We start from the raw sequence: 21,687 nt of genomic DNA, 5'->3' as shown, positions 1-21,687 counted from the left end.
TTCTCTCTCGTAGAGATTCTCTCTATAGTTATTACAAATTAATTAACATTAAGGCAATGATCATCTGAATAATTGTACTTTAACCATACGCCTTCATTGCTATTATAGATTTTTATTAAATTTCTATCTTTACAAAAATAGCCATTACTAATAGCTACATACCCATTCTTCTTCACAAATTCAGTATATTGTTCTTTATCGCCAGAAAGTAATATATCTATCTTATAATATTTAAAAGTCTCCATTTTTATTATCTTTGATGATAGCTTTTCTTTATAGATTGCTGAAAGTAATCGAATCCCTGCCTTTTCTCTAAAATCTTGTTTTTGAGCATTAGAGCTACAAGAGTGAATTAACGTTACGACAAAGAAAAGCACCAATATAGAGATAACTAATATATTCTTTCTCATTCAAACTACATAAACCGTTTCAAATTAATTGCCAATTTAGGTGAAATTAAAACCACAAAGGCAATGACTAGCTGCTTAATGCTTTTCGTTAATTTAAAAATCTCAAAATAGTAAAAAGCCGCTTTACGGGATAAATTCATTATATGTGGGTAGGCCAACATATATTGTGCGTTGATGGCAAAATTCTTTTCTTGCTCTGCCGTTTTCACATAATTTTCACGGATATAATCAATCGCTTTTTGCGTATTAGTCGTATCCGTTGATACGCTAGAACGCTTAGTATGGAACGTACAATAAGTTAATGGTTCTGCTACTTTGCACGCTTTAAACGTTGGATCTTGCACAAGTTTCAGCAAGAAATCATAGTCTTCCAATGAACGAAGTGCGGTCGATAATCCGCCAATTTTTAAAAACAGCTCTTTTTTCACCCCAATCATCGGCATACCACCGATTTTATTCGCCAGTAAAATTCGCTCTACGCTAATCTCTTGAGGCTCAATCGGGTTGGTCACATAGCTAAAGCCTTCATTCACCATTTCACATTTAGCTGGATGGTAAACAAAGTTAACATCGACATGCTCGGCAATCACATCAGCTAATGTCTGACATTTATCATTTGCAAAACGATCGTCATCATCAAGAAATAACAACCATTCATTATCGGCATTTCTTGCCCCGATATTACGGCTTTCTGCCGCGCCTTGATTGGTTTCGTTACGAATAACTTTAACTGCAAATGGATACGATTGTGTCACTTCAACGGGTTCTTTCGAGCAATCATCCACAATCACCACATCAAAATTATAGGTGGTTTGCTTGGTTAAACTTTCCAATAACGCAGGAATTTCTTCTTTCCGATTATAAGAAGGCACGATGATACTAAACATCTTTCGGCTCCTGTTGTTTAAATAAAATAAGTTGTTTACCGTGAGTGCCAAAAAGTGATAAGAACATCAGCATGACAAACATAATACCCGGGAAAGCAAAGGTATCTGCTTTGATATTACAGAACGCTAAAATCACAAAGGCAGAAAGGGTAAATTTCCAGCTGCCATCAAACCAGTTTAAGGCAACTTTGCGCACAAAATAGAATGTCACGGCAAAACACACTAAGGCATAGGATAGGCCACCATAAAGAATCTGACGTAAGAAACCAGAATCCGTATGACCATAATAACGGCCGACTTCTAACTCACCTGTCATATACATGCCATCGCCATAAATGAACTGCTTGAGTGTAGGCATAAAGAGGTGGTTTTTCATCAATGTATCCGTTGACGAGCTGACAAATCCTGCACCATGTAATAAATTAATCACAGGTTCTAAAGCATGTGCCACATAAGGATTTTCAGGTAAGAAATAGGCCAATAATAATACCAAAACAGCAAATGCAATGAGTGATGGAACATAACGCCATTTGAAATACACTAAAATGCTCACAACCGATAACAGAAGGAATGTACGCCCTGAAATTAATCCGATACATAACATTAAAAATACCATAATACTTGGAAGCGTATTATGTTTAGCGTTGTAAGCCAGTAAGAAATGCAACAGCATTAAATAGAATAAACTCAGTTGGAAAAAGGCGGTTGCTGTGATGTTATATAAGCGATACTCCTGCTCTGAACCATAAAAACGTGCGGGCAACACCGCATTGGTCGAAAGCAAGAAATCAATCATAAATGATGCACCGAGTAAGCCAATCACGCCCACTGCAAACTGCACTACTACACCGAGTTGTAAATCACGCACCACGTTCTGTTGACCATTTACATTGGCATAGAAGGCATTATAAAGTCCTACGCCGAAGATAAATAAAATCAGCTCTTTCACATACATGGTGATGACAGAAAAATCTCGCGTACCGTTAACTAAAAGCGGAATCACGCTAAATGCAATCAGCCCAATAATAACGGCTAAACTATCTACTGGTACAGTGATACCTTGTGGTTTCTGTTTTTTAAGATACTGATAAGCCAATACAGCTAATGCCGCTAAACCAGCGACGAATGACATTCGTACGACATGAAACAGCCAAGGATCGTAAAGATAAAAAAGGTTAAAAAGTGCGGTCATTTTTACATTATTTTCCTAAATTCTTTTTCACTGCTAAGATTTTTTTGAGTGGATATTTAATTAATTTCTTCACTAAGTTATTAGATTTTGAACCACGAATCGCTTCCAAATTACTTACTAATTGTGGATTTTCAATCGCTACAAGCGGACGAACCACATTGTTATTAATCTGGAATTGGGTTTCAAATAATAAGAAATCATCAGCAAGCCAAAACGGTTTTTCTTGTTCGAGTTGCTTTAAAAATGCACGTGCCGCTGATTTTTTGATTAAGTATGCCACCGTACCTGCAAAATAGCTTTTATATGGATAAGCCACGGTGACATCACCAATAGTTTGGCGCAAGAATGAAAAAGTGGTTGGATAATTAATTTCTAATTCCACATCATTAAATTCAGCAATTTTTGACTGCCCGATTAATACAATATCCGCATCACACTTTTCGGTTAAAAGTGCGATCGTTTTTGGCGATAAATTTGAATTGAATAACGCATCATCCTCACAGACCAATGCATAGTCATTTTCCATCATATTTTGATCTTCTACGATCTGACGATAAACCGCTAAATGACTTAATGTGCAACCAATTTCGCCTTTTGTGACGTTGCGTCCATAATGCTGTTCAAACTTCGTTGGATTGAATACTTCTGCCAATTCATCCCACTCTTTTTGCATGGTATTAATCGCTGAAAATATAACGAAATCTGCTGTATCCGGTTGAGCAAAAAACAGCTCACGACGCTGAACATCTTTATCTAGTGAAATCAAATATTTATTCATAATTATCTCAATTTAGTTTTTGCGTTATTTTGATTGCAACAAACGAAAATAGTTGCAAATTATACTAAAGAAATAGTCTGTTGGCATTGCTTTTAGCTCAGAGACAAAAAACAACAAAAAAATAACCGCACTTTAATTGCTTAAAGCGCGGTTAATCCTAAATATGTTTTTCTTTCAATTAGAAAATTGAAACTGCTAAACCAACTACAACACTTAAAGAAAGTACTACTGTTAGCATCGCGTAACCAAAATCACCCATTTTAATTTCCCACTTGTTTAGTTAAAGATAACCCATTCTAACAATAAAGTACGTTTTTTCAAAAATTTTTTATAATTTGCTTAACCTATTTGGTGACAGTCTTTATAATGGGAAAAATTCTCTAGAGGCAAAATTATGGCAACAATTAAAGATGTCGCGAAAATGGCTGGTGTTTCCACCACCACAGTTTCCCATGTAATTAATAAAACCCGTTTTGTAGCAAAGGAAACCGAAGAGGCAGTGATGCAAGCCATTAAAAGCTTGAAATACTCACCAAGTGCTGTTGCGCGTAGTTTGAAAGTCAATACGACAAAATCTATTGGGATGATTGTAACCACCAGTGAATCCCCTTATTTTGCTGAAATCATTCATGCCGTTGAAGATCATTGTTATCGTCAAGGTTATTCACTTTTTTTGTGTAATACACAAAATGATCCTGAAAAAATTAAAAATCACGTCGAAATGCTCGCCAAGAAACGCGTAGATGGTTTATTGGTGATGTGTTCTGAATATACGCAACATTCACTTGATGTGCTTTCAGGTTTCTCTTCCGTACCTATGGTGGTAATGGATTGGGGCCCTAATGTTGATACCGATATCATTGAAGATAACAGCTTTACGGGCGGTTATATTGCGACTAAGCATTTAATTGATTGTGGTCATAAAGCCATTGGTCTTATTGCGGGGGAATTGGATAAAACTACCGCAAGAACCCGTTATGAAGGTTTTGTGAAAGCTATGAATGAAGCCAATCTGCCTATTCATGAAAATTGGATTATGGAAGGTTTCTTTGAGCCAGAAGACGGTTACGAGTGCATGAACAAGATCCTTTCACAAGATAACCTACCTACTGCAGTCTTCTGCTGTAATGATGTGATGGCATTAGGTGCAATTTCCGCAATTACGGAAAAAGGCTTGCGCGTGCCTGATGATATTTCGATTATTGGCTATGACAATATTCACTCATCACGTTTCTATGCACCGCCACTCACAATGATTCACCAATCGAAGTCGCGCTTAGGTGCACAGGCAGTGAATCTCTTATTTGAACGTATTGCGAATAAAGATAACGACAATCACGAAAAACATCGTATTGCGATCCATCCAGAATTGGTACTACGAAAATCAGTTCGTACACTTGCATAAACATTAAATTTTTTGACCGCACTTTAAATTTTATCTAAAAAAGTGCGGTCTTTTTTTTACTTATTTTCAGCTTTTTTGATTTAATACAAGTTTTCGACGTATAGCATTTGATCCCGATACATATTTTTGGTTATATCTCTCTTGGTTTTATTTTATTTTTTCTTTATCGGAGTTTATATGACTGATGAGTATCGCACTCTCCGCCATAATATTAATATGTTAGGGCGTTTTCTTGGAGAAACCATCAATGATGCACAAGGCGAAGACATTCTTACCTTGATTGAAAATGTTCGACAATTGTCCAAACAATCTCGAGCGGGCGATAGCCAAGCACGTAAAACATTGTTGGATACCCTTTCCACCATTTCTAACGAAAACATTATTCCCGTTGCGCGTGCATTCAGCCATTTTCTTAATCTGACGAATATCGCTGAACAATACCAAACGGTCTCTCGCCAACATAAAGATTTACAATCTTCTAATCGTTCATTAAGTGCTTTATTTCAACGTTTAAAAGCACAAAATGCCTCAAAAGAAGAGGTTTATAAAACTGTTGAAAACTTACTCATTGAGCTTGTATTAACGGCACACCCAACCGAAACTACACGTCGTTCTTTAGTCCATAAACACGTTGAGATCAATAAATGCTTAAGCAAATTAGAGCATGATGACTTAACACCGAAAGAACGCGGCATTATTGAACGTCTGTTGCTTCGTTTAATTGCTGAAGCTTGGCATACTAATGAAATCCGTACTGTTCGCCCTACCCCATTCGATGAAGCAAAATGGGGCTATGCCATGATTGAAAATAGCCTATGGCAAGGTGTGCCAGAATTCTTACGTCAATTAAATGAACATGCTCGTGAATTCTTAGGCTACGATTTACCTGTGGGCTTACGCCCTGTCAGAATTTCTTCTTGGATGGGCGGTGACCGTGATGGTAACCCATTTGTTACTTCAAAAATTACTCAGCAAGTCCTCTATCTTGCTCGTTGGAAAGCAGCAGATTTATTCTTAAATGACATCAAATCCCTTGCCGATGAATTATCCATGGTGAAATGCACACCAGAATTTACCGCAAAATATGGTGAACATTTAGAGCCTTACCGCTTTGTGGTCAAAGAACTTCGCGCAAAACTTATCGCGACCCTTGATTACTTTGATGATTGCATGGCTAATCGTCCACCACGCGTAAGCCAAGCGGATATCATTATGGAAGATAATCAACTTTGGAAACCGCTCCATGATTGCTATCAATCATTAATGGCGTGTGGCATGCGGATTATCGCCAATGGATCCTTATTGGATATTTTGCATCGTATTCGCTGTTTTGGGGTTACCCTTTCACAAATGGATATCCGTCAAGAAAGCACGCGTCATACAGATGCGATTGCTGAAATTACACGTTATCTTGGCATTGGAGATTATGCACAATGGAGCGAAGCAGAAAAACAATCTTTCTTGGTGCGTGAATTAAATTCTCGCCGTCCATTAATTCCAACCCATTGGGAGCCGTCTGCAGAAACCCAAGAAATTTTAGAGACTTGCAAAGTCATTGCCCAACAAAAACAAGGCGTAATTGCTTGCTATATTATTTCAATGGCAAGAAGTGCCTCTGATGTACTCGCCGTGCATTTATTATTAAAAGAAGCGGGCGTGCCTTATCACATTCCTGTTGTGCCACTTTTTGAAACCTTAGATGACTTAGATGCCTCTGAAGGTGTCATGCGTCAATTGTTTAATATTGGTTGGTATCGTGGGGTGATTAATAATCATCAAATGGTGATGATTGGTTATTCTGATTCAGCTAAAGATGCGGGAATGATGGCAGCTTCATGGGCACAATATCGTGCACAAGAAGCGTTAGTCAATTTAACCGAAGAATTAGGTATCGAGCTCACTTTATTCCATGGTCGTGGAGGTACAATCGGTCGTGGTGGCGCGCCTGCACATGCGGCATTACTTTCCCAACCTCCGCGCTCACTCAAAAATGGTTTACGTGTGACTGAACAAGGGGAAATGATCCGCTTTAAACTTGGTTTGCCTGAAGTCGCCGTTGAAACCTTTGATCTTTACGCCAGTGCAATTTTAGAAGCAAACTTACTTCCACCGCCAGAACCTAAAGCAGAATGGCGTACTGTGATGGATGAGCTTTCTAGCACATCATGTGATATTTATCGTAGTGTTGTTCGTGGTGATAAAGACTTCGTGCCTTATTTCCGTAGTGCCACACCAGAACAAGAACTGTCTAAACTGCCACTCGGCTCTCGCCCTGCAAAACGTAATCCAAATGGTGGCGTAGAAAGCTTACGTGCCATTCCATGGATTTTTGCTTGGATGCAAAACCGCTTAATGCTACCAGCATGGCTGGGGGCGGGTGCGGCAATTCAAAAAATTGTAGATGAAGGCAAAGGTCATATTATTGAAGAAATGTGTAAAGCTTGGCCATTCTTCTCGACTCGTGTAGGTATGTTAGAAATGGTGTTCAGTAAAACCGATACTTGGCTTTCTGAACAATATGATCATAACTTAGTGAAAAAAGAGCTTTGGTACTTAGGTGAAAATCTGCGTAATCAACTCAATGCGGATATTAAAACCGTGCTTTCGCTTTCTCACAAAGATGAATTAATGGCGGACTTGCCGTGGATCGCCGATTCTATTGCGTTACGTAATGTTTATACGGATCCACTCAATCTACTTCAAGTGGAATTGCTCCGTCGTTTCCGTGAATCGCCTGAAAACCCAAGCCCTGATGTCGAACAAGCCCTGATGATTACCATCACAGGTATTGCCGCAGGTATGCGAAATACGGGCTAGTTACGGCAACTAAAAATAACTGCGGTCAAAAATAATGATAAATTTGACCGCACTTTTTGTTTTCTATTTCTTGCGGTATCATACGCACAATTTACTTGATAAAGGAAAACCCAATGACAACTGATATCCAAAAACTCGATCCCGATGCAGCGATTGATCTTGCTTATGATATTTTCTTAGAGATGGCAGGAGAAAATCTCGATCCCGCTGATATTATGCTATTCAATCTGCAATTTGAAGATCGTGGTGCGGTCGAGTTTGTCGAAACAGCAAACGATTGGGAACAAGAAATTGGGGTGTTAATCGATCCTGACGCTTTTGCTGAAGTGTGGGTGGGTTTAGTGAATGAGAAAGATGAAATGGATGATGTGTTTGCAAAATTCTTAATTTCACACCGAGAAGAAGATCGTGAATTCCACGTTATTTGGAAAAAATAGCCCCCTTCTCACACATATCAATTCACAAACTAAAACCGGTTTAATTTAACATTAAACCGGTTTTTGCTTAACAAATGCGTGGTAAAGGTTCGTTGCGTGGTAAGTCTAATAAACGACTTTGACCGAAAAGACCAACTGCACGAACTTTGCCATCAGTGGTCACCTCACCAATGATAGCCGCATTTTCACCTAATGGATGGCTACGAAGTGCGGTCAGAATTTCATCTGTTTTTTCTTTATCCGACACAATCACCAATTTGCCTTCATTAGCAAAATTTAATGCATCCAAACCGAGTAATTCGCAAATACCACGTACTTCCTGACGAATTGGTAATACCGTTTCATCAATTTGAATCCCCACTTTCTGTGCCTGTGCAAATTCATGAAGTACCGCATTCACACCGCCACGGGTCGCATCGCGTACAGCTTTCACCCCTTCAATCGGACGAATGCAATCAATAAGCGGTGCAAGCACGGCGCAATCACTGCGTAAGTCCGTTTGAATACCAAGATTTTCGCGTAAATTTAAAATAGTTGCACCATGATCACCCAAAGTACCACTCACAATAATCTGATCGCCAGGCTGAATACGATGCACGCCCCAGTCGAGTCCGTTTGGAATCACACCAATACCTGCCGTATTGATAAACACTTTATCTATTGCACCTTTTTGTACCACTTTGGTATCGCCCGTTACTACTTGAATACCGGCTGAATGGCAAGCTTTTGCCATCGATTGGATCAATTTTTTTAAGGTTTCCAGTGGTAAGCCTTCTTCCAAAATAAAGCCACAAGACAAATATTTTGGTACGGCACCGCATACCGCCACATCGTTAGCGGTACCACATACAGCGAGTTTACCGATATCTCCACCAGGGAAAAAAATCGGATCAATCACAAAGCTGTCGGTAGAAAAAGCTAATGTTCCGCCCAAAGCGTTCATTTCTTGTAACGCAATGCGAGCCTGATCTTCACCTTGTGAAAGTATCGGGTTATCAAATGCCTCGACAAAATAATCGCGGATCAACTCTTGCATTGTGGCACCACCATTTCCGTGTGCCATTGTAATAAAATCAGTCATTGTTTTATTCCCGTCTATATTGATAATAGGCAGCACATGCCCCTTCGGAAGATACCATCAATGCGCCATAAGCATTGTCAGGATTACATTTTTTAGCAAATAATGGGCAATCAGCAGGCTTACATTTACCGATTAATACATCACCGCAGCGAGAATCAGGATCATCGGCAACTTGATGTGGCTGACAAGCAAAATGCGCTTCTGCGTCAAAGCATTGATAATCATCTGTCAGTTCTACGCCAGATTCTGCAATTTCGCCCAACCCTCGCCATTCACTGCTGGCTTTCAAGCGGAACACTTCACTGATTGCCTGTTGTGCTAACTCATTGCCATGTTGGTGTACGATACGTTTATACTGATTTTCCACTTCACAGCGTTTTTCAACAATCTGTGTCACCAACATTAAAATTGCTTGTAGGATATCTAAAGGCTCAAAACCAGTGATTACAAAAGGCTTATGGTAGGTATCACACAATTCCTGATAAGGTTCAGAACCAATCACCATGCTGACATGACCTGGTGCAAGAAAGCCGTCAATTTTGACTTGTCCTTGTGACAATAAGCTGTGTAATGTTGGGATGATAGTGATATTTTGACATACCACAAAAAAGTTTTTTACCTGCTGTTTTTTCGCTTGTTGCAAGGTAATTGCGGCACTTGGCATGGTTGTTTCAAAACCAAGTGAAAAGAATACCACTTTTTTATCAGGATTATTTGATGCGATATTCAATGCATCGAGCGGTGAATAAACGATTCGAACATCAGCCCCCTGTGCCTTAGCTTCTAATAATGAGCCTAAACGTCCACGCACTCGCATGGCATCACCGAAAGTGCAGAAAATTACTTCTGGGCGACGAGCAATCTCAATACATACATCAATTCGTCCCATCGGTAATACACACACCGGGCAGCCTGGACCGTGAATAAATTCAATACTTTTTGGTAATAAACGATCCAGCCCAAATTTAAAAATGGTATGAGTATGTCCGCCGCAAACCTCCATCAAATATAACGGATTTTCTGGCGTAAAGTGCGGTTGGTTTTCCATTATTTTTTGTAACCGCTGCAACAGACTTTTTGCCAGTTCAGGATCACGAAATTCATCAACAAACTGCATTTGATGCTCCTATCGTTCTTGCGCTTTTAACCAGTCTAGCCATTGCTGTAACCCTTCTCCACTTTGAGAAGACAACTGGATAACCTCAATTGTTGGATTCACTTGTTTCGCATAAGCAATACATTTTTCCACATCGAAATTTAAGTACGGCAGTAAATCGACTTTGTTTAAAATCATTAACTTCGAAGCCGCAAACATATGTGGATATTTGAGTGGTTTATCTTCGCCTTCTGTTACAGATAAAATCACTACTTTGGCGTGCTCACCCAAATCAAATTCTGACGGACAAACTAGGTTTCCGACATTTTCAATAAACATCAGACTATTTTCCTGAGGCTGCAATTTCACCAATGCATTACCAATCATTTGTGCATCTAAGTGACAACCTTTGCCCGTATTAACTTGAATTGCCGGCACACCCGTTTGACGAATACGATCCGCATCATTTTCTGTTTGTTGATCCCCTTCGATCACATAACAAGGATAGTCATTTTTTAATGCATTTAATGTGGTCGTCAACAAAGTTGTTTTGCCTGAACCAGGACTTGAGACAAGATTAAGTGCCAAAATGTGTTGATTGGCAAAAAAGCGACGATTCATATCGGCTAATTGATTGTTTGCGCCAAGAATATCTTGTTCTACTTTCAGTAATCGTTGCTGGGTATCATCTTGATGTGGAGAGTCTGGCATGCGGAAGGAGGAGTGAGAAAAATTAGGTAGTTTTGTTGCATGTTGCGCATTGGAATCATTATGAACATGCGGTAATTCTCCGATTCTGACTTGGTCTGGATGGCCACAGCCACAGGTTGTACACATAAGTCACCTCAATAATGTTTCGTTTATTCTGTAAATACTTAGAATCTATGGTAATTCACATGCGTTAGAATACCATATTCTCTATCTTAAATATATTCTTTGAAGAGAGATAAATACATACTATCAAGTAGTTAGCGTATTTTATATTCAAAAGATTAGGTTAAATTTGCCAATTTAGACGTCTTACTATTTTACGGCAATTTCTTTCACTCTAAATTCGGTGCCACTTCGACGTTGTAAACATGCACTGTGACAATGTGGACAGCAATCTTGATAGGCTTCAATCTCAACTTCCTTTTGACATTGCCAGCACCATGCAATCGCAGGTAAATGAATAAAATGTAACTGACAGTTTTCAGCAACAGTATCTTTGCGCATAATTTCAAAGCAAAATTCTACCGCACTTTGCTCGACGCAAGACAGTGCCCCAATTTCTAGCCAAATATCTGTCACTTCATGGATTTCATGCTTTTTCTGTTGTTGATCAATAATTTCCATAATATTCTGACAGAGAGACATCTCATGCATGATTTTCTCCTTAAAATAAAAAAGCAGTCTGTTCCAATTCTACTCTTTTTGATGTTTATTTTCAGTGTTTCTGTGTTTCGTTGCTTGATATTTAAACGTTGTTTGAAAAATTTTTACTGGTACTCGTACAAGAAATCACTTTAGCGGTACAAAATTAATGCCGCTATGTTGCAATAAAGTATTCATTAAATCATTGTTTTGTTCAAATTGGCTACATTTGCCTTTGAGCTGAATTAAGCGAATTCTCAAGTGAGCCAATTCATGGATCCGTTTTGATACTTCTCGAATATGTCGATCTAGCAACTCATTAATTTCCCTTTCTTGCTCTTGCGTCGCACATTGAGGATTGAGCAACATTTTGATTTCTTTTAGTGAAATATCCAAACTGCGGCAATAGCAAATAAAAGAAAGTTGTTTCAAATGCTCTTCCGTATAAACGCGAAAATTACCACTTGTTCGCTTGGCGGGTTCGATCAATCCTTGTTTTTCATAGAAACGTACAGCTTCCACCGTACAGCCAACAATGTTGGCTAGCTGACCAATTTTCATTTTTTTAAAATTTCACTTGACTCTGAAGTTACTTCATATTTTATACTTTATCACAGTATTCACATGTTAGAAAAGGAGAACTTCCATGAAAAAAACAGCATTACTTATCACTGCACTATTCGGTGCTTCACTCGCTAATGCACATAATGTTTGGTTGGAGCCCGTTAAGGATGTAAAAGGGCAATATGTGGTTAAATTTGGTCATGAGGAAACTGAAACCTATCCTCAAAGCAAATTAAAAGCGGTACGCCTACTTGATGCTAAAGGCCAATTGCAAAATGCCACAGTAAACTTTAAAGAAGGCGAAGCACACTTTGCTGCACCTGATGCGGCCATCGCATTTATTCGCTTTGATAATGGCGTTTGGTCAAAATTGCCAAGCGGTAAATATGTCGAAAAAACCAAACAGCAAGCACCTGAAGCTGTACTCAGTGTTAATCCAGTCAAATTCGGCAAAGCGATTTTACACTGGGATGCACAAGCGAATAAATCACACAATATGGATTATGAGCTTATTCCACAAAGTGAACCGAAAGCGGGACAACCACTCGATATTCTCGTGTTAGTCAAAGGTAAACCTGTGCAAGGCATCAAAGTGGGTTTAGGCGAAGATCACCCATTCAACTTAACCAATGAAAAAGGGGTTGCACAATTCACCCCTAAAGCGGGTTATAACAAAGTCTGGGCTGAATTTGACGAGCCGGTTAAAGACAATCCTGACTATAACAAACGTAGTGTTGAATATATGCTCACTTTTGATGCGAAATAATGAAAAGAGTTGTATTTTTAACCGCACTTTTCACTTGGCTGTGCGCATCATCAGCATTGGCTCATAGTTTGCATGTATTTGCACAATATGATGGACGCACAGTTTCTGGCAAAGCCTATTATTCCGATATGACCCCAGCAGCAGAAACCTATATGGAGATTTTGCAAGCTGACCAGGACTCCCCTCTATTGGAAGGTAAAACGGATCGCGATGGGCAATTTGCCTATCCGATCAATACAACTACCGAAGGTGCCATTAAAGTAGTGATAGAAGGTGAAGAAGGACATCGTGCCTCAATTGTTGCCAACAGAGTATCTGCGCAAACCACTAATAACAGTGACAATGCATTGATGTTGGTCCGCGAAGATATTTCTAAATTAAAAGACAAAATTTACCTGCACGATATTATTGGCGGTATCGGCTATATTGTTGGTATTTTTGGCTTATGGGCATTGATTAGAGCCTCAAAGATGACGCGTGCGTCGCAATCTAAGGAAAGATAATATGCATTTATCGGAAGGTGTGTTGCATACACCCGTATTGCTTGGTGGTGCAGCTGTCGCATTAGTCTGCGTAATGATTGGTCTTAAACGACTCAATTCGCAGCAATTGCCGCTAACAGCATTGTTTGCCGCTGCTTTTTTTGTTGCTGGAACCATTCATGTACCGGTAGGCATTGGTAGCGTGCATCTCATCTTAAACGGCATGGCCGGCCTGTTTCTCGGCTGGGCCGTTTTCCCTGCTTTTTTAATCGCATTGGTATTACAAGCTCTGCTCTTTTCCTTTGGGGGATTTGCTGTATTAGGTGTCAATTTATGCGTGATGGCATTACCTGCCCTTCTTGTACATTGGCTATTTGCAAAAAGACTTGAAAATGACAATTCCCGTCGCACTCAAATTGCAGCAGGTATTGGTGCCGGCGTGATCGGAGTTGGCGGTTCAGCCTTGCTCGCTTCTTTAGTCTTGGCTCTGGATGGCGGTAAAGCCTATAGCGATCTGATCATGCTTCTAGTGATATCACATATCCCTGTATTTATTATCGACAGTATCGTCAGTGTTGGTGTGGTCTTATTGTTAAACAAAATGTATCCAACAGCGCTCAGTGTAGTGAAATGAATTTTCTTACTATTTTTCAACCGCACTTGCGATTAATTTATGTGTTTTTGTGTGGACTTATCGTCAGCACAATGGCACATATTTCAACGCTTATTATCCTTAATCTGCTCGTATTCAGCGGATTACTTATTGCGCTAATTCGCTATCAAAAATCCCTTGCCAGTTATTTCAAATATTGGCTGAAACTAAATCTATTTACACTACTCGTTTGGTTAACCTTAAGCTGGAAAATCACCGAGCAAGGTTTAGTATTAAATCCAATGGGCATTCAGCTCGCGCTACTCATCACGCTACGTTTCAATTTAATTTTAAGTTTAACTCGCCTCTTGTTAATTGATATGAACGAGAGCCTTTTATTGCAAGCATTGTGTCGTTTGCCATTACCTGAAAAACTACTTCATCTCTTTGTTCTCACTGTTCGCTATATTTCCGTGTTCAGTGAAGTACATAAAAAGATGGATATGGCAATGCGAGCACGTGGCTACCAGCCAAAACTGAATAGCCGAACCTTATTTATCGCGGCGCAGCGTGTCGCCCTATTATTAATTCATGCACTCGTTAAAGCAGAAAAAACAGAAATGGCGCTAAAAGCTCGTGGCTTTCAGCTGCATGATGTGAAAAAAATACAGGATAAATCTTGATGAACGTCCTCGAAGTCAAACAATTACAGATCGTGCGTGACCAACGCGTGATTATTGATAACCTTTCTTTTGAACTCCCCGAAGGTCACCGCCTTTTTTTACAAGGCGATATTGGTTGTGGGAAATCGACGCTATTACATAGCCTATTAGGATTCATCCCTTATCAACAAGGGGAAATTCGCTGGTTTGATAACACCTGCCGTCAAGAAAAAGATTTTGTACCGTTACGTGGAAAGATTGGTATCTGTTTCCAACATGCAGGCGATCAACTGTTTGGTCCAACCGTACTTGATGATGTGGCCTTTGGTCCACTTAATCAGGGCTTGAACAGAGATGAAGCCTATCAAATTGCCTTGCAACAACTAGAACGTCTGAATATTGTTGGATTAAAAGATCGTTCTGTGAATACCCTATCTGGCGGAGAACAGAACTTTACAGCACTGGCTGGTGTGTTAGCGATGCAACCAAGAGTGTTGTTGTTGGATGAACCAACCAACGGACTGGATGTAAAAAATATTGCCAAACTGACCGCACTTTTACGTGAACTACAGTTACCGATGCTTATTGCCTCGCATGATTTACGCTTTAGTGAAACACTCGCCGATTCCTGTTTGTCTTTAGCCACAGACAACAATGGCTAAATGTGCTCATAATGCATGAGAAAATAATTCAATAAAAAACGGGCGAACCATTAAGTTCGCCCGTCATTCATTTATAACGCTAATCAAGCCACAAGTGCGGTTTCTTTTAAGCGATTTTTTAATTTCGCGTATTCAGTTACCACATAGCGTTCAGCCCAGGCTTGGTCTTCGATTTTATCAATACGAACCGCACTGTATTTGTATTCCGGTGTTCTAGAACCCGGGTTCAAATGTTCAGCGGTTAATTCGTTACATTTACCGATCCACCATTGATAGGTCATATAACAAGCGCCTTTGTTGGTACGAGTGCTCACATCCGCGCGAGAAATAACTTTGCCGCGTGATGAGGCAATCCAAACCAAGTCGTTGTTTTTAATGCCTAATTCTTTAGCATCTTGATCGTTCATTTGTACGAATCCTGGTTCATCCGCAAGTGCTGCAAGTGCACGGCAGTTACCAGTCATTGAACGGCAGGAGTAGTGACCCACTTCACGTACGGTAGAAAGTACCAATGGGAATTCTTCTGAAAGATCTTCCATCGGTGGTTCCCAGTCGCATGCAAAGAATTCAGCTTTGCCGTTTGGACGGTCAAAGATTTGGCCTTTATACAAATATTGCGTACCTTGATCTTCAGGACCTTCGTCAGTACATGGCCATTGGATATAGCCCATACCTTCCATTTTTTCGTAAGTTGCCCCTTTATAAAGCGGACAAAGATCACGCAACTCATCCCAAATTTCTTTGGTATTGTTATAGTGCATTGGGTAACCCATTGCCGTAGCAATTTCGCTAATGATCACCCAGTCATCCTTGACATCGCCGGTTGGTTCAACCGCTTTATAGAAACGTTGGAAACCACGGTCAGCGGCACTATACACACCTTCATGTTCAGCACAAGAAGTCGCAGGTAATAAAATATCTGCTTCTGCTGCGGTTTGAGTCATGAAGATATCTTGAACGATAAGAAGCTCAACTTTCTCGAAGGCTTTTTTAACAGCATTAATATCAGGCTCAGTTTGTAATGTATCTTCACCCATGATATAGAATGCTTTAATTTTATCTTCCATGATCGCTTCAGGGACTTCACTCAACGGCACACCTGGTTTGGTTGGAATAGATGGTACGCCCCAAGCTTTCGCAAATTTTGCATTAATTTCTGGATCAGCAAAACTTTGATAGCCCGGTAATGTGTTGAATAATGCGCCCATATCGCACGCACCCTGTACGTTGTTTTGACCACGTACTGGGTTTACCCCAACATTTGGTTTACCTAAGTTACCGGTAAGCATTGCCAAGCTTGCTAATGCACGCACGGTTTCTACACCTTGACGGAATTGGCAAACGCCCATACCCCATAAGATAGTAGCGGTTTCCGCTTTCGCATAAGTGCGGGCAATTTCACGCAACATTTCAGGCTCAATACCTGTGATGTGTTGAGTGGATTCCGGTGTATAAGCTTTCACTGTTTCATAGAACGCATCGAAGTTTTCGGTGTGTTCATCAATAAATTTTTGATCTTGTAATCCTTCTTCTAAAATCACATTCATCATCGCATTCAAGAATGCGACGTTAGACCCGTTAGCAAGCGGTGCATAAATATCCGCAATACGGGCTGTTTCGATTTTACGAGGGTCACAAACAATGATTTTCGCCCCTTTTGCTTTGGCGTGGTTAATCCGACGCGCCACAATAGGGTGTGAAGTGGAGGCATTATAGCCAAAAATAAATACGCATTTGGTATCTTCAATCTCAACAATTGAATTGGACATTGCGCCGTTACCGACCGATTTGAGCAGACCTGTTACAGAAGGGCCGTGTCACACGCGCGCACAACAGTCAATGTTGTTATTTCCTAATACTGCACGGGCAAATTTTTGCATCACGAAGTTCACTTCGTTACCTGGTCCACGGGAAGAGCCCGTTACCATAATCGATTCGTTACCGTACTTTTCTTTGATTTCACTGAGACGTTTTGCTGTGTAAGAAATCGCTTCTTCCCAGCTCACTGGTGTGAATGGTTCGCCACGTTTGTAGCGGATCATCGGTTGAGTTAGGCGAGGAGTCAGGATTTTTGTATCATGCACAAAATCCCAGCCATAATATCCTTTTAGGCATAACTCCCCTTCGTTTGTCTTGCCGTTTGCACCTTCAGCTCCCACAATTTTGTTGTTTTCCACCAAAAGATGGATTTTACAACCTGAGGCACAATACGGACATACGGTAATTACTTTTTTAATAGCCATAGTAACGTCCTTATTTTAGATACAACACGAGGTTAGAGATAGAATTAGAATAATTAATTCTGGGTATATATTACACCCAAAATCAGTTTATAGTCTTACAAAAAACATGGATTTATTGATATAAAACAGGTTTTCGTAATATTTTTAAAATATGTTTAGAAAATCACCCTCACTTTTTTTACAAAACAGGAATATCTTCAAGCGATCTTCCCTCTTTTAAAAAATCATACATAAATTGCACAGACTCTTTTACGCTTTCTGTCATCGGAAAACCAAAGGAAACCAGATCGGGTTGAAGCCCAACAAAAACAATTTGTTTAATATCTTGTTCCAGTTGTTCAATGAGGTAATTGAGCGGCATATTATGCGTACTCATGAAAAACATTTCAGCAATGCTCTCTTTTTCAATAATTCGGATTTTGCCCGGCGCTAATTCCATATCAGCCGCATCGAAAATTAAAAGCAAATCGGGTTTCATGTCTCGCACAATATGTGCAACATTTTCCGGTGCTGAGCCACCGTCAAGTGCGGTCCAATTTGGCAATGGATTTTCATTCAATAGCTGATAGAGATAAGGGCCCGCACCGTCATCCCCCATCATGCTGTTGCCAACGGTTAAGATCACATTATTCGTCACGACGTTTCACCATAATATACATCACAGGTTCACGCTGAATCGATGCTAACGTATCCATCAGAATTTCGACCCATTCTTGATGCTCTGGGGTGAAATTTGCTTTATTTTCATCCATCGCTTTCGCCAATAAATTGACATGGCTAGAATCAATCACTATTTCACCGAATCGCATTAAGCCGGCAAATTTACGTTTAGCATCCCCTTCTGGAAAGCTATCTACAAAACGTTGATAAGCATCGTAGTCGCAAACCAATAATTTTTTAAAACAATCAATTACGCCAACATGGTGACCAATCGCCAAAGAGTAGTACATCACCTGTTTTGCTTGCTCTGGCACCTGTTCATCGTTTTCGACGAAACGTTCGTTTAATAAATAGAAAAAGACTTTCGTTGTCATAACATTCCCATTTTTATAGGGGCAATCACTTGCCCCATCATTAATTATCCCGAAAACGGCAGACTAATCGCATGCAAACGATTGACGATTTCGCTTAAACGCGGATCGGCTTCGCGTTCTAGGTATTCACCTAAACGTACACCAAATGGCACTTTGTCATTTTCTGTCATCATTGCCATAAATTGGTTAGCGATGTTGCCACCTTGACGATAACCGGCAAGACGACGTGCTTCACGTTCAAGACTAATACGCAAATCCAACGGAATAGTTGGGAAACGTAATTTAGCTTCAGCGTTAGGATCAGCTTTTTCTTGTTTACCTTTGAGCTTTTGATCAAGCAAGCCAAGTGCTACCGCGAATCCATAAATTGTCGCTGCTGGGGTCGGAGGACAGCCAGGGATGTACACATCGATCGGTACGATTTGATCACTACCACCCCAAACACAATAAAGATCATGGAAAATACCGCCACCACAACCGCAAGCACCGTAAGAAATACAGATTTTAGGATCGGGAGCAGCCTGGTAAGCACGCATTGCTGGCGTACGCATCGCACGGGTAACCGCACCAGTGAATAATAAAATGTCCGCGTGACGAGGTGACGCCACCACTTTAATACCAAAACGTTCCGCATCGAATGTTGGCGTAATGGTACTGAAAATTTCGATTTCACACCCATTACAACCGCCACAGTCCACACGATAAACGTAAGCTGAACGTTGAATATCTTTCAGTAACGTTTGTTTCATTTTGGCAATATTTTCATCAATACTAAACGGTGTTGATATGCCATTGACCGGCATTGGAATTTGTGTGTTCATCGTCTTTCGCCTCCTGCTAAAACGTTAGGTAAATCAACCGCACTTTGTTCTCGTTGCTCGAGCGCTTTTTTAAAATTCAAGCGAACCGGCTCTTTAAAGTCGATTAATTTCATCCGCATGTTGGATTCCATATTCGCGGTTTTTTCTAAGCTGTGCTGACGTTTACAAACCGGACAAGTATGCAACTCCGCCAATTTTTGTTTCACTAATTCAGGTTTATCCAAAGTTTGTTTGAATAAATCAATGGTGTAATTCAATTCTTTATAAGAAATAAACGGTTTACCACATTCCTGACAAGTTACTGTCGCAAAGGTGGTTTCTTGGAAAAGATCCTGTTTATTGGTCACTGAGAGTTCAAAATCTTGTGACAAGCGAATGGCTTTAGTTGGGCAAACTTCTTCGCAACGTCCACAGAAAATACAACGACCAAGGAATAATGACCATGTACGTTCACCTGTAACCGGGTCGGTTCTCATAGTCAACGCATTGGCTGGACAGGCAATGGTACAAGCCGCACAGACAATACATTGATCAGAATTGAGTTCCGGTTTTCCTCTAAAATCATCATCGACTTCATAAGGTTTGAACGGATATTTGGTGGTAACATCACCTGCTTTAAATACTGTTTTTAGTAATTTAAACATTTTCCGCCTCCCCTATTTCAATGGTGAATTTTTACGTTCAATACCGTAGCGTTCAATTTCTTTATAATCCACGGTTTTCGCTTTGCGTTTACGCACATCTACCACAGTGACACGGTCGGTACAAGAATAGCAAGGGTCAAGACTACCAATAATAAGTGGTGCATCAGACACTGTATTGCCACGTAACATATAGCGTAAAGTCGGCCAGTTAGCATAAGTAGCAGCACGACAACGCCAACGGAAAAGTTTTTGGTTGTCGCCTAGCATTGACCAATGAATATCTTCGCCACGTGGTGCCTCAGTAATCCCTAAAGCAAAACGTCCAGGCGTATAATTGAAACCTTCTTTTAAGATTTCGCCACTTGGCAAATTGTCCACCATGTAATCGATGATATTCATGGATTCAAACACTTCATTAATCCGCACTTTCACACGAGATAATACGTCACCATTGGCTTCAGTGAAGAGATTGAAAGGGATATCGCCATAACCTGAGAATGGGTGTACTTTACGCACATCACGAGCAAAGCCTGAACCACGAATCATTGGCCCAACCGGGCTAAAGTCACGAGCGATATCTTTTGCCAAGACACCGACACCTACCGTACGTTGTTCCATATTCGGTGTATTTAATAAAATATCGGTTAAGGTTTTGAGTTCTTCACGCATTTCGCCGATAAGTTTAATACATTGCTCACGTTGATGTTTCAACATATCGCGACGCACACCACCGATAAGGTTAATACCATAGGTTTTACGTGCACCGGTTAGCACTTCTGCCAAGGTCATAGATTTCTCACGAACACGGAAGAATTGCATAAAGCCGGTATCAAAGCCAGTAAAGTGGCTTGATAAACCTAAGTTTAATAAGTGACTGTGTAAACGTTCTACTTCTAACAAAATCGCACGAATCCATTCAGCGCGTTTTGGAATTTGAATCCCTAAAGCGCTTTCTACGGAATTAGCATAGGCTACACTGTGAGTGAAACCGCAAATCCCACACACACGGTCGGCAAGGAAGTTGACTTGATCGTAATCCATGCGAGTTTCTGCCAATTTTTCCATACCACGGTGTACATAGAACAAACGATAGTCCGCATCAATGATATCTTCCCCATCCACGAACAAACGGAAGTGTCCTGGTTCATCGGAAGTGATATGTAACGGGCCAAGTGGAACGATACGAGCTTCGCCTTTTTCGTTAATAAATTCGTATGTTTCTGTCGCGGTTGTCGGATCTGGACGTAAACGGTAATCCATTGAGTCTTTACGTAATGGATAAAGATCATCCGGCCAATCATCTGGCAACACTAAACGGCGTTGATCAGGCAAACCGACCGCTTTCAAACCATACATGTCGAATAATTCACGCTCGCCCCAAACAGCCGCTTTGACTTTTGGTGTCACAGACGGAAATTCTAAGCTCACAGGATCGACCAAGGCTTTAATGGTGATAAAAGTTTTCACTTCCCCTTCCATGGAAAGTACGTAGTACACTGCATAGTTGCCATGAATTGAACGCTCATCATTCCCGAATACCAAAGGTAACCAACCTTCATGTTGATAATAGAGGTATTCAACCACGTCAGGTAACATATTGGTTTTAATGGTAAGCGTAACCTGATTTGGTGTTGACCACTCCTCATCCAAAATAGTATTTGGAAATTTTGCATTGACTGCTTCAATGTAATTTTTGCCAATCATTTTGGCTGGATCGACTGATGTATTTTTAGTTAATTCCATATATTTATCCCTCCTGTC

The 21,687-nt window shown here is 40.3% G+C and carries 23 protein-coding genes; 8 read left to right on the top strand and 15 right to left on the bottom strand.

Annotated elements, in window-relative coordinates:
• Positions 1-38 precede the first annotated feature (38 nt).
• The 4 genes from O3746_RS07855 to O3746_RS07840 are packed head-to-tail and all read right to left on the bottom strand — an operon-like array spanning position 39 to position 3,267.
• The gene (locus O3746_RS07855) at positions 39-410 is read right to left on the bottom strand and encodes a hypothetical protein (RefSeq protein ID WP_315066321.1); all 372 of its coding nucleotides are present in this window, start codon (positions 408-410) and stop codon (positions 39-41) included.
• 5 nt (positions 411-415) lie between these two features.
• Entirely contained in the window at positions 416-1,297 is an 882-nt protein-coding gene (locus O3746_RS07850) for a glycosyltransferase family 2 protein (protein WP_371448490.1), read from the bottom strand.
• Positions 1,290-2,489: a hypothetical protein gene (locus tag O3746_RS07845; RefSeq protein ID WP_315066315.1), complete on the bottom strand. Its 1,200-nt coding sequence runs from the start codon at positions 2,487-2,489 to the stop codon at positions 1,290-1,292. The genes O3746_RS07850 and O3746_RS07845 overlap by 8 nt, the downstream gene beginning before the upstream one ends.
• Before the next feature lie 7 nt (positions 2,490-2,496).
• The gene (locus O3746_RS07840; RefSeq protein WP_315066313.1) at positions 2,497-3,267 is read right to left on the bottom strand and encodes a glycosyltransferase family 25 protein; all 771 of its coding nucleotides are present in this window, start codon (positions 3,265-3,267) and stop codon (positions 2,497-2,499) included.
• Positions 3,268-3,661: 394 nt separating this feature from the next.
• Between O3746_RS07840 and purR the strand changes: the two genes are divergently transcribed.
• The 3 genes from purR (at position 3,662) to O3746_RS07825 (ending at position 7,926) form a co-directional block, all read left to right on the top strand.
• Positions 3,662-4,672, top strand: a complete 1,011-nt coding sequence (gene purR, locus O3746_RS07835; protein ID WP_371448487.1) for an HTH-type transcriptional repressor PurR — start codon at positions 3,662-3,664, stop codon at positions 4,670-4,672.
• 177 nt (positions 4,673-4,849) lie between these two features.
• Positions 4,850-7,489 carry a phosphoenolpyruvate carboxylase gene (ppc, locus tag O3746_RS07830; RefSeq protein WP_371448485.1) on the top strand — a complete coding sequence of 880 codons (2,640 nt, stop codon included), beginning with the start codon at positions 4,850-4,852 and terminating at the stop codon, positions 7,487-7,489.
• Positions 7,490-7,602: 113 nt separating this feature from the next.
• Positions 7,603-7,926, top strand: a complete 324-nt coding sequence (locus tag O3746_RS07825; protein WP_371448483.1) for an HI1450 family dsDNA-mimic protein — start codon at positions 7,603-7,605, stop codon at positions 7,924-7,926.
• Positions 7,927-7,993: 67 nt separating this feature from the next.
• Here O3746_RS07825 and hypE read toward each other — a convergent pair whose 3' ends face one another.
• From hypE to O3746_RS07800, 5 genes are all read right to left on the bottom strand, one after another.
• Positions 7,994-9,007, bottom strand: coding sequence for a hydrogenase expression/formation protein HypE (gene hypE, locus O3746_RS07820; protein ID WP_371448481.1), 1,014 nt, complete (start codon positions 9,005-9,007; stop codon positions 7,994-7,996).
• Between the two features lie 4 nt (positions 9,008-9,011).
• Positions 9,012-10,124, bottom strand: a complete 1,113-nt coding sequence (hypD, locus tag O3746_RS07815; protein WP_005697602.1) for a hydrogenase formation protein HypD — start codon at positions 10,122-10,124, stop codon at positions 9,012-9,014.
• 9 nt (positions 10,125-10,133) lie between these two features.
• Positions 10,134-10,940, bottom strand: a complete 807-nt coding sequence (hypB, locus tag O3746_RS07810) for a hydrogenase nickel incorporation protein HypB (protein WP_371448479.1) — start codon at positions 10,938-10,940, stop codon at positions 10,134-10,136.
• A 186-nt stretch (positions 10,941-11,126) separates the two neighbouring features.
• Entirely contained in the window at positions 11,127-11,468 is a 342-nt protein-coding gene (gene hypA / locus O3746_RS07805; protein ID WP_049367967.1) for a hydrogenase maturation nickel metallochaperone HypA, read from the bottom strand.
• Positions 11,469-11,603: 135 nt separating this feature from the next.
• Positions 11,604-12,017, bottom strand: a complete 414-nt coding sequence (locus O3746_RS07800; protein WP_005697590.1) for a MerR family transcriptional regulator — start codon at positions 12,015-12,017, stop codon at positions 11,604-11,606.
• Positions 12,018-12,102: 85 nt separating this feature from the next.
• On the opposite strand from O3746_RS07800, the gene O3746_RS07795 reads away from it, so the two are divergent.
• From O3746_RS07795 to O3746_RS07775, 5 genes are read left to right on the top strand one after another with little or no spacing between them, the layout of a single operon-like run.
• Positions 12,103-12,786 (top strand): DUF4198 domain-containing protein, encoded by a 684-nt coding sequence (locus O3746_RS07795; protein ID WP_197545495.1) that lies wholly within the window; start codon positions 12,103-12,105, stop codon positions 12,784-12,786.
• On the top strand, positions 12,786-13,289 hold the full coding sequence (locus tag O3746_RS07790; RefSeq protein WP_371448475.1) for a carboxypeptidase regulatory-like domain-containing protein: 504 nt from the start codon (positions 12,786-12,788) through the stop codon (positions 13,287-13,289). The genes O3746_RS07795 and O3746_RS07790 overlap by 1 nt, the downstream gene beginning before the upstream one ends.
• Position 13,290: 1 nt before the next feature.
• Positions 13,291-13,902 carry a cobalt transporter CbiM gene (cbiM, locus tag O3746_RS07785; protein WP_070775313.1) on the top strand — a complete coding sequence of 204 codons (612 nt, stop codon included), beginning with the start codon at positions 13,291-13,293 and terminating at the stop codon, positions 13,900-13,902.
• Complete coding sequence (locus O3746_RS07780) at positions 13,899-14,543, top strand: energy-coupling factor transporter transmembrane protein EcfT (RefSeq protein ID WP_371448472.1); 645 nt, start codon at positions 13,899-13,901, stop codon at positions 14,541-14,543. Before cbiM ends, O3746_RS07780 begins: the two co-directional genes overlap by 4 nt.
• Positions 14,543-15,184: an energy-coupling factor ABC transporter ATP-binding protein gene (locus O3746_RS07775; RefSeq protein WP_049367963.1), complete on the top strand. Its 642-nt coding sequence runs from the start codon at positions 14,543-14,545 to the stop codon at positions 15,182-15,184. Before O3746_RS07780 ends, O3746_RS07775 begins: the two co-directional genes overlap by 1 nt.
• Positions 15,185-15,267: 83 nt before the next feature.
• Here O3746_RS07775 and fdhF read toward each other — a convergent pair whose 3' ends face one another.
• The 6 genes from fdhF to O3746_RS07745 all read right to left on the bottom strand — a co-directional run bounded on the left by fdhF (position 15,268) and on the right by O3746_RS07745 (position 21,669).
• Positions 15,268-17,421 (bottom strand): formate dehydrogenase subunit alpha, encoded by a 2,154-nt coding sequence (gene fdhF / locus O3746_RS07770; protein WP_080351321.1) that lies wholly within the window; start codon positions 17,419-17,421, stop codon positions 15,268-15,270.
• A 184-nt stretch (positions 17,422-17,605) separates the two neighbouring features.
• Positions 17,606-18,064 (bottom strand): hydrogenase maturation peptidase HycI, encoded by a 459-nt coding sequence (gene hycI / locus O3746_RS07765; protein WP_371448469.1) that lies wholly within the window; start codon positions 18,062-18,064, stop codon positions 17,606-17,608.
• Positions 18,054-18,461 (bottom strand): formate hydrogenlyase maturation HycH family protein, encoded by a 408-nt coding sequence (locus O3746_RS07760; protein ID WP_005696265.1) that lies wholly within the window; start codon positions 18,459-18,461, stop codon positions 18,054-18,056. Before O3746_RS07760 ends, hycI begins: the two co-directional genes overlap by 11 nt.
• 44 nt (positions 18,462-18,505) lie before the next feature.
• Positions 18,506-19,282 (bottom strand): NADH-quinone oxidoreductase subunit B family protein, encoded by a 777-nt coding sequence (locus O3746_RS07755; protein WP_049365602.1) that lies wholly within the window; start codon positions 19,280-19,282, stop codon positions 18,506-18,508.
• Positions 19,279-19,926, bottom strand: a complete 648-nt coding sequence (locus tag O3746_RS07750) for a formate hydrogenlyase complex iron-sulfur subunit (protein ID WP_049367960.1) — start codon at positions 19,924-19,926, stop codon at positions 19,279-19,281. Before O3746_RS07750 ends, O3746_RS07755 begins: the two co-directional genes overlap by 4 nt.
• A 12-nt stretch (positions 19,927-19,938) precedes the next feature.
• Positions 19,939-21,669, bottom strand: a complete 1,731-nt coding sequence (locus tag O3746_RS07745) for an NADH-quinone oxidoreductase subunit C (RefSeq protein WP_049365604.1) — start codon at positions 21,667-21,669, stop codon at positions 19,939-19,941.
• Between the last annotated feature and the right edge of the window lie 18 nt (positions 21,670-21,687).

The organism is Haemophilus sp. 27098_8_127, from assembly GCF_041433495.1.
Classification (GTDB): Bacteria; Pseudomonadota; Gammaproteobacteria; order Enterobacterales; family Pasteurellaceae; genus Haemophilus_D.
This window is presented reverse-complemented; position numbering and strand designations above follow the sequence as displayed.

Bases quoted from the DNA above. Each gene is read 5' to 3' on its own strand.
- O3746_RS07850 (WP_371448490.1), bottom strand. From the start codon at position 1,297: ATGTTTAGTATCATCGTGCCTTCTTATAATCGGAAAGAAGAAATTCCT.
- hypD (WP_005697602.1), bottom strand. From the start codon at position 10,124: ATGCAGTTTGTTGATGAATTTCGTGATCCTGAACTGGCAAAAAGTCTG.
- O3746_RS07790 (WP_371448475.1), top strand. From the start codon at position 12,786: ATGAAAAGAGTTGTATTTTTAACCGCACTTTTCACTTGGCTGTGCGCA.
- purR (WP_371448487.1), top strand. From the start codon at position 3,662: ATGGCAACAATTAAAGATGTCGCGAAAATGGCTGGTGTTTCCACCACC.
- cbiM (WP_070775313.1), top strand. From the start codon at position 13,291: ATGCATTTATCGGAAGGTGTGTTGCATACACCCGTATTGCTTGGTGGT.
- O3746_RS07745 (WP_049365604.1), bottom strand. From the start codon at position 21,669: ATGGAATTAACTAAAAATACATCAGTCGATCCAGCCAAAATGATTGGC.
- O3746_RS07760 (WP_005696265.1), bottom strand. From the start codon at position 18,461: ATGACAACGAAAGTCTTTTTCTATTTATTAAACGAACGTTTCGTCGAA.
- O3746_RS07840 (WP_315066313.1), bottom strand. From the start codon at position 3,267: ATGAATAAATATTTGATTTCACTAGATAAAGATGTTCAGCGTCGTGAG.
- O3746_RS07755 (WP_049365602.1), bottom strand. From the start codon at position 19,282: ATGAACACACAAATTCCAATGCCGGTCAATGGCATATCAACACCGTTT.
- O3746_RS07780 (WP_371448472.1), top strand. From the start codon at position 13,899: ATGAATTTTCTTACTATTTTTCAACCGCACTTGCGATTAATTTATGTG.
- O3746_RS07800 (WP_005697590.1), bottom strand. From the start codon at position 12,017: ATGAAAATTGGTCAGCTAGCCAACATTGTTGGCTGTACGGTGGAAGCT.
- O3746_RS07855 (WP_315066321.1), bottom strand. From the start codon at position 410: ATGAGAAAGAATATATTAGTTATCTCTATATTGGTGCTTTTCTTTGTC.
- O3746_RS07750 (WP_049367960.1), bottom strand. From the start codon at position 19,926: ATGTTTAAATTACTAAAAACAGTATTTAAAGCAGGTGATGTTACCACC.
- O3746_RS07795 (WP_197545495.1), top strand. From the start codon at position 12,103: ATGAAAAAAACAGCATTACTTATCACTGCACTATTCGGTGCTTCACTC.
- ppc (WP_371448485.1), top strand. From the start codon at position 4,850: ATGACTGATGAGTATCGCACTCTCCGCCATAATATTAATATGTTAGGG.
- O3746_RS07775 (WP_049367963.1), top strand. From the start codon at position 14,543: ATGAACGTCCTCGAAGTCAAACAATTACAGATCGTGCGTGACCAACGC.
- hypA (WP_049367967.1), bottom strand. From the start codon at position 11,468: ATGCATGAGATGTCTCTCTGTCAGAATATTATGGAAATTATTGATCAA.
- O3746_RS07845 (WP_315066315.1), bottom strand. From the start codon at position 2,489: ATGACCGCACTTTTTAACCTTTTTTATCTTTACGATCCTTGGCTGTTT.
- hypE (WP_371448481.1), bottom strand. From the start codon at position 9,007: ATGACTGATTTTATTACAATGGCACACGGAAATGGTGGTGCCACAATG.
- hypB (WP_371448479.1), bottom strand. From the start codon at position 10,940: ATGTGTACAACCTGTGGCTGTGGCCATCCAGACCAAGTCAGAATCGGA.
- O3746_RS07825 (WP_371448483.1), top strand. From the start codon at position 7,603: ATGACAACTGATATCCAAAAACTCGATCCCGATGCAGCGATTGATCTT.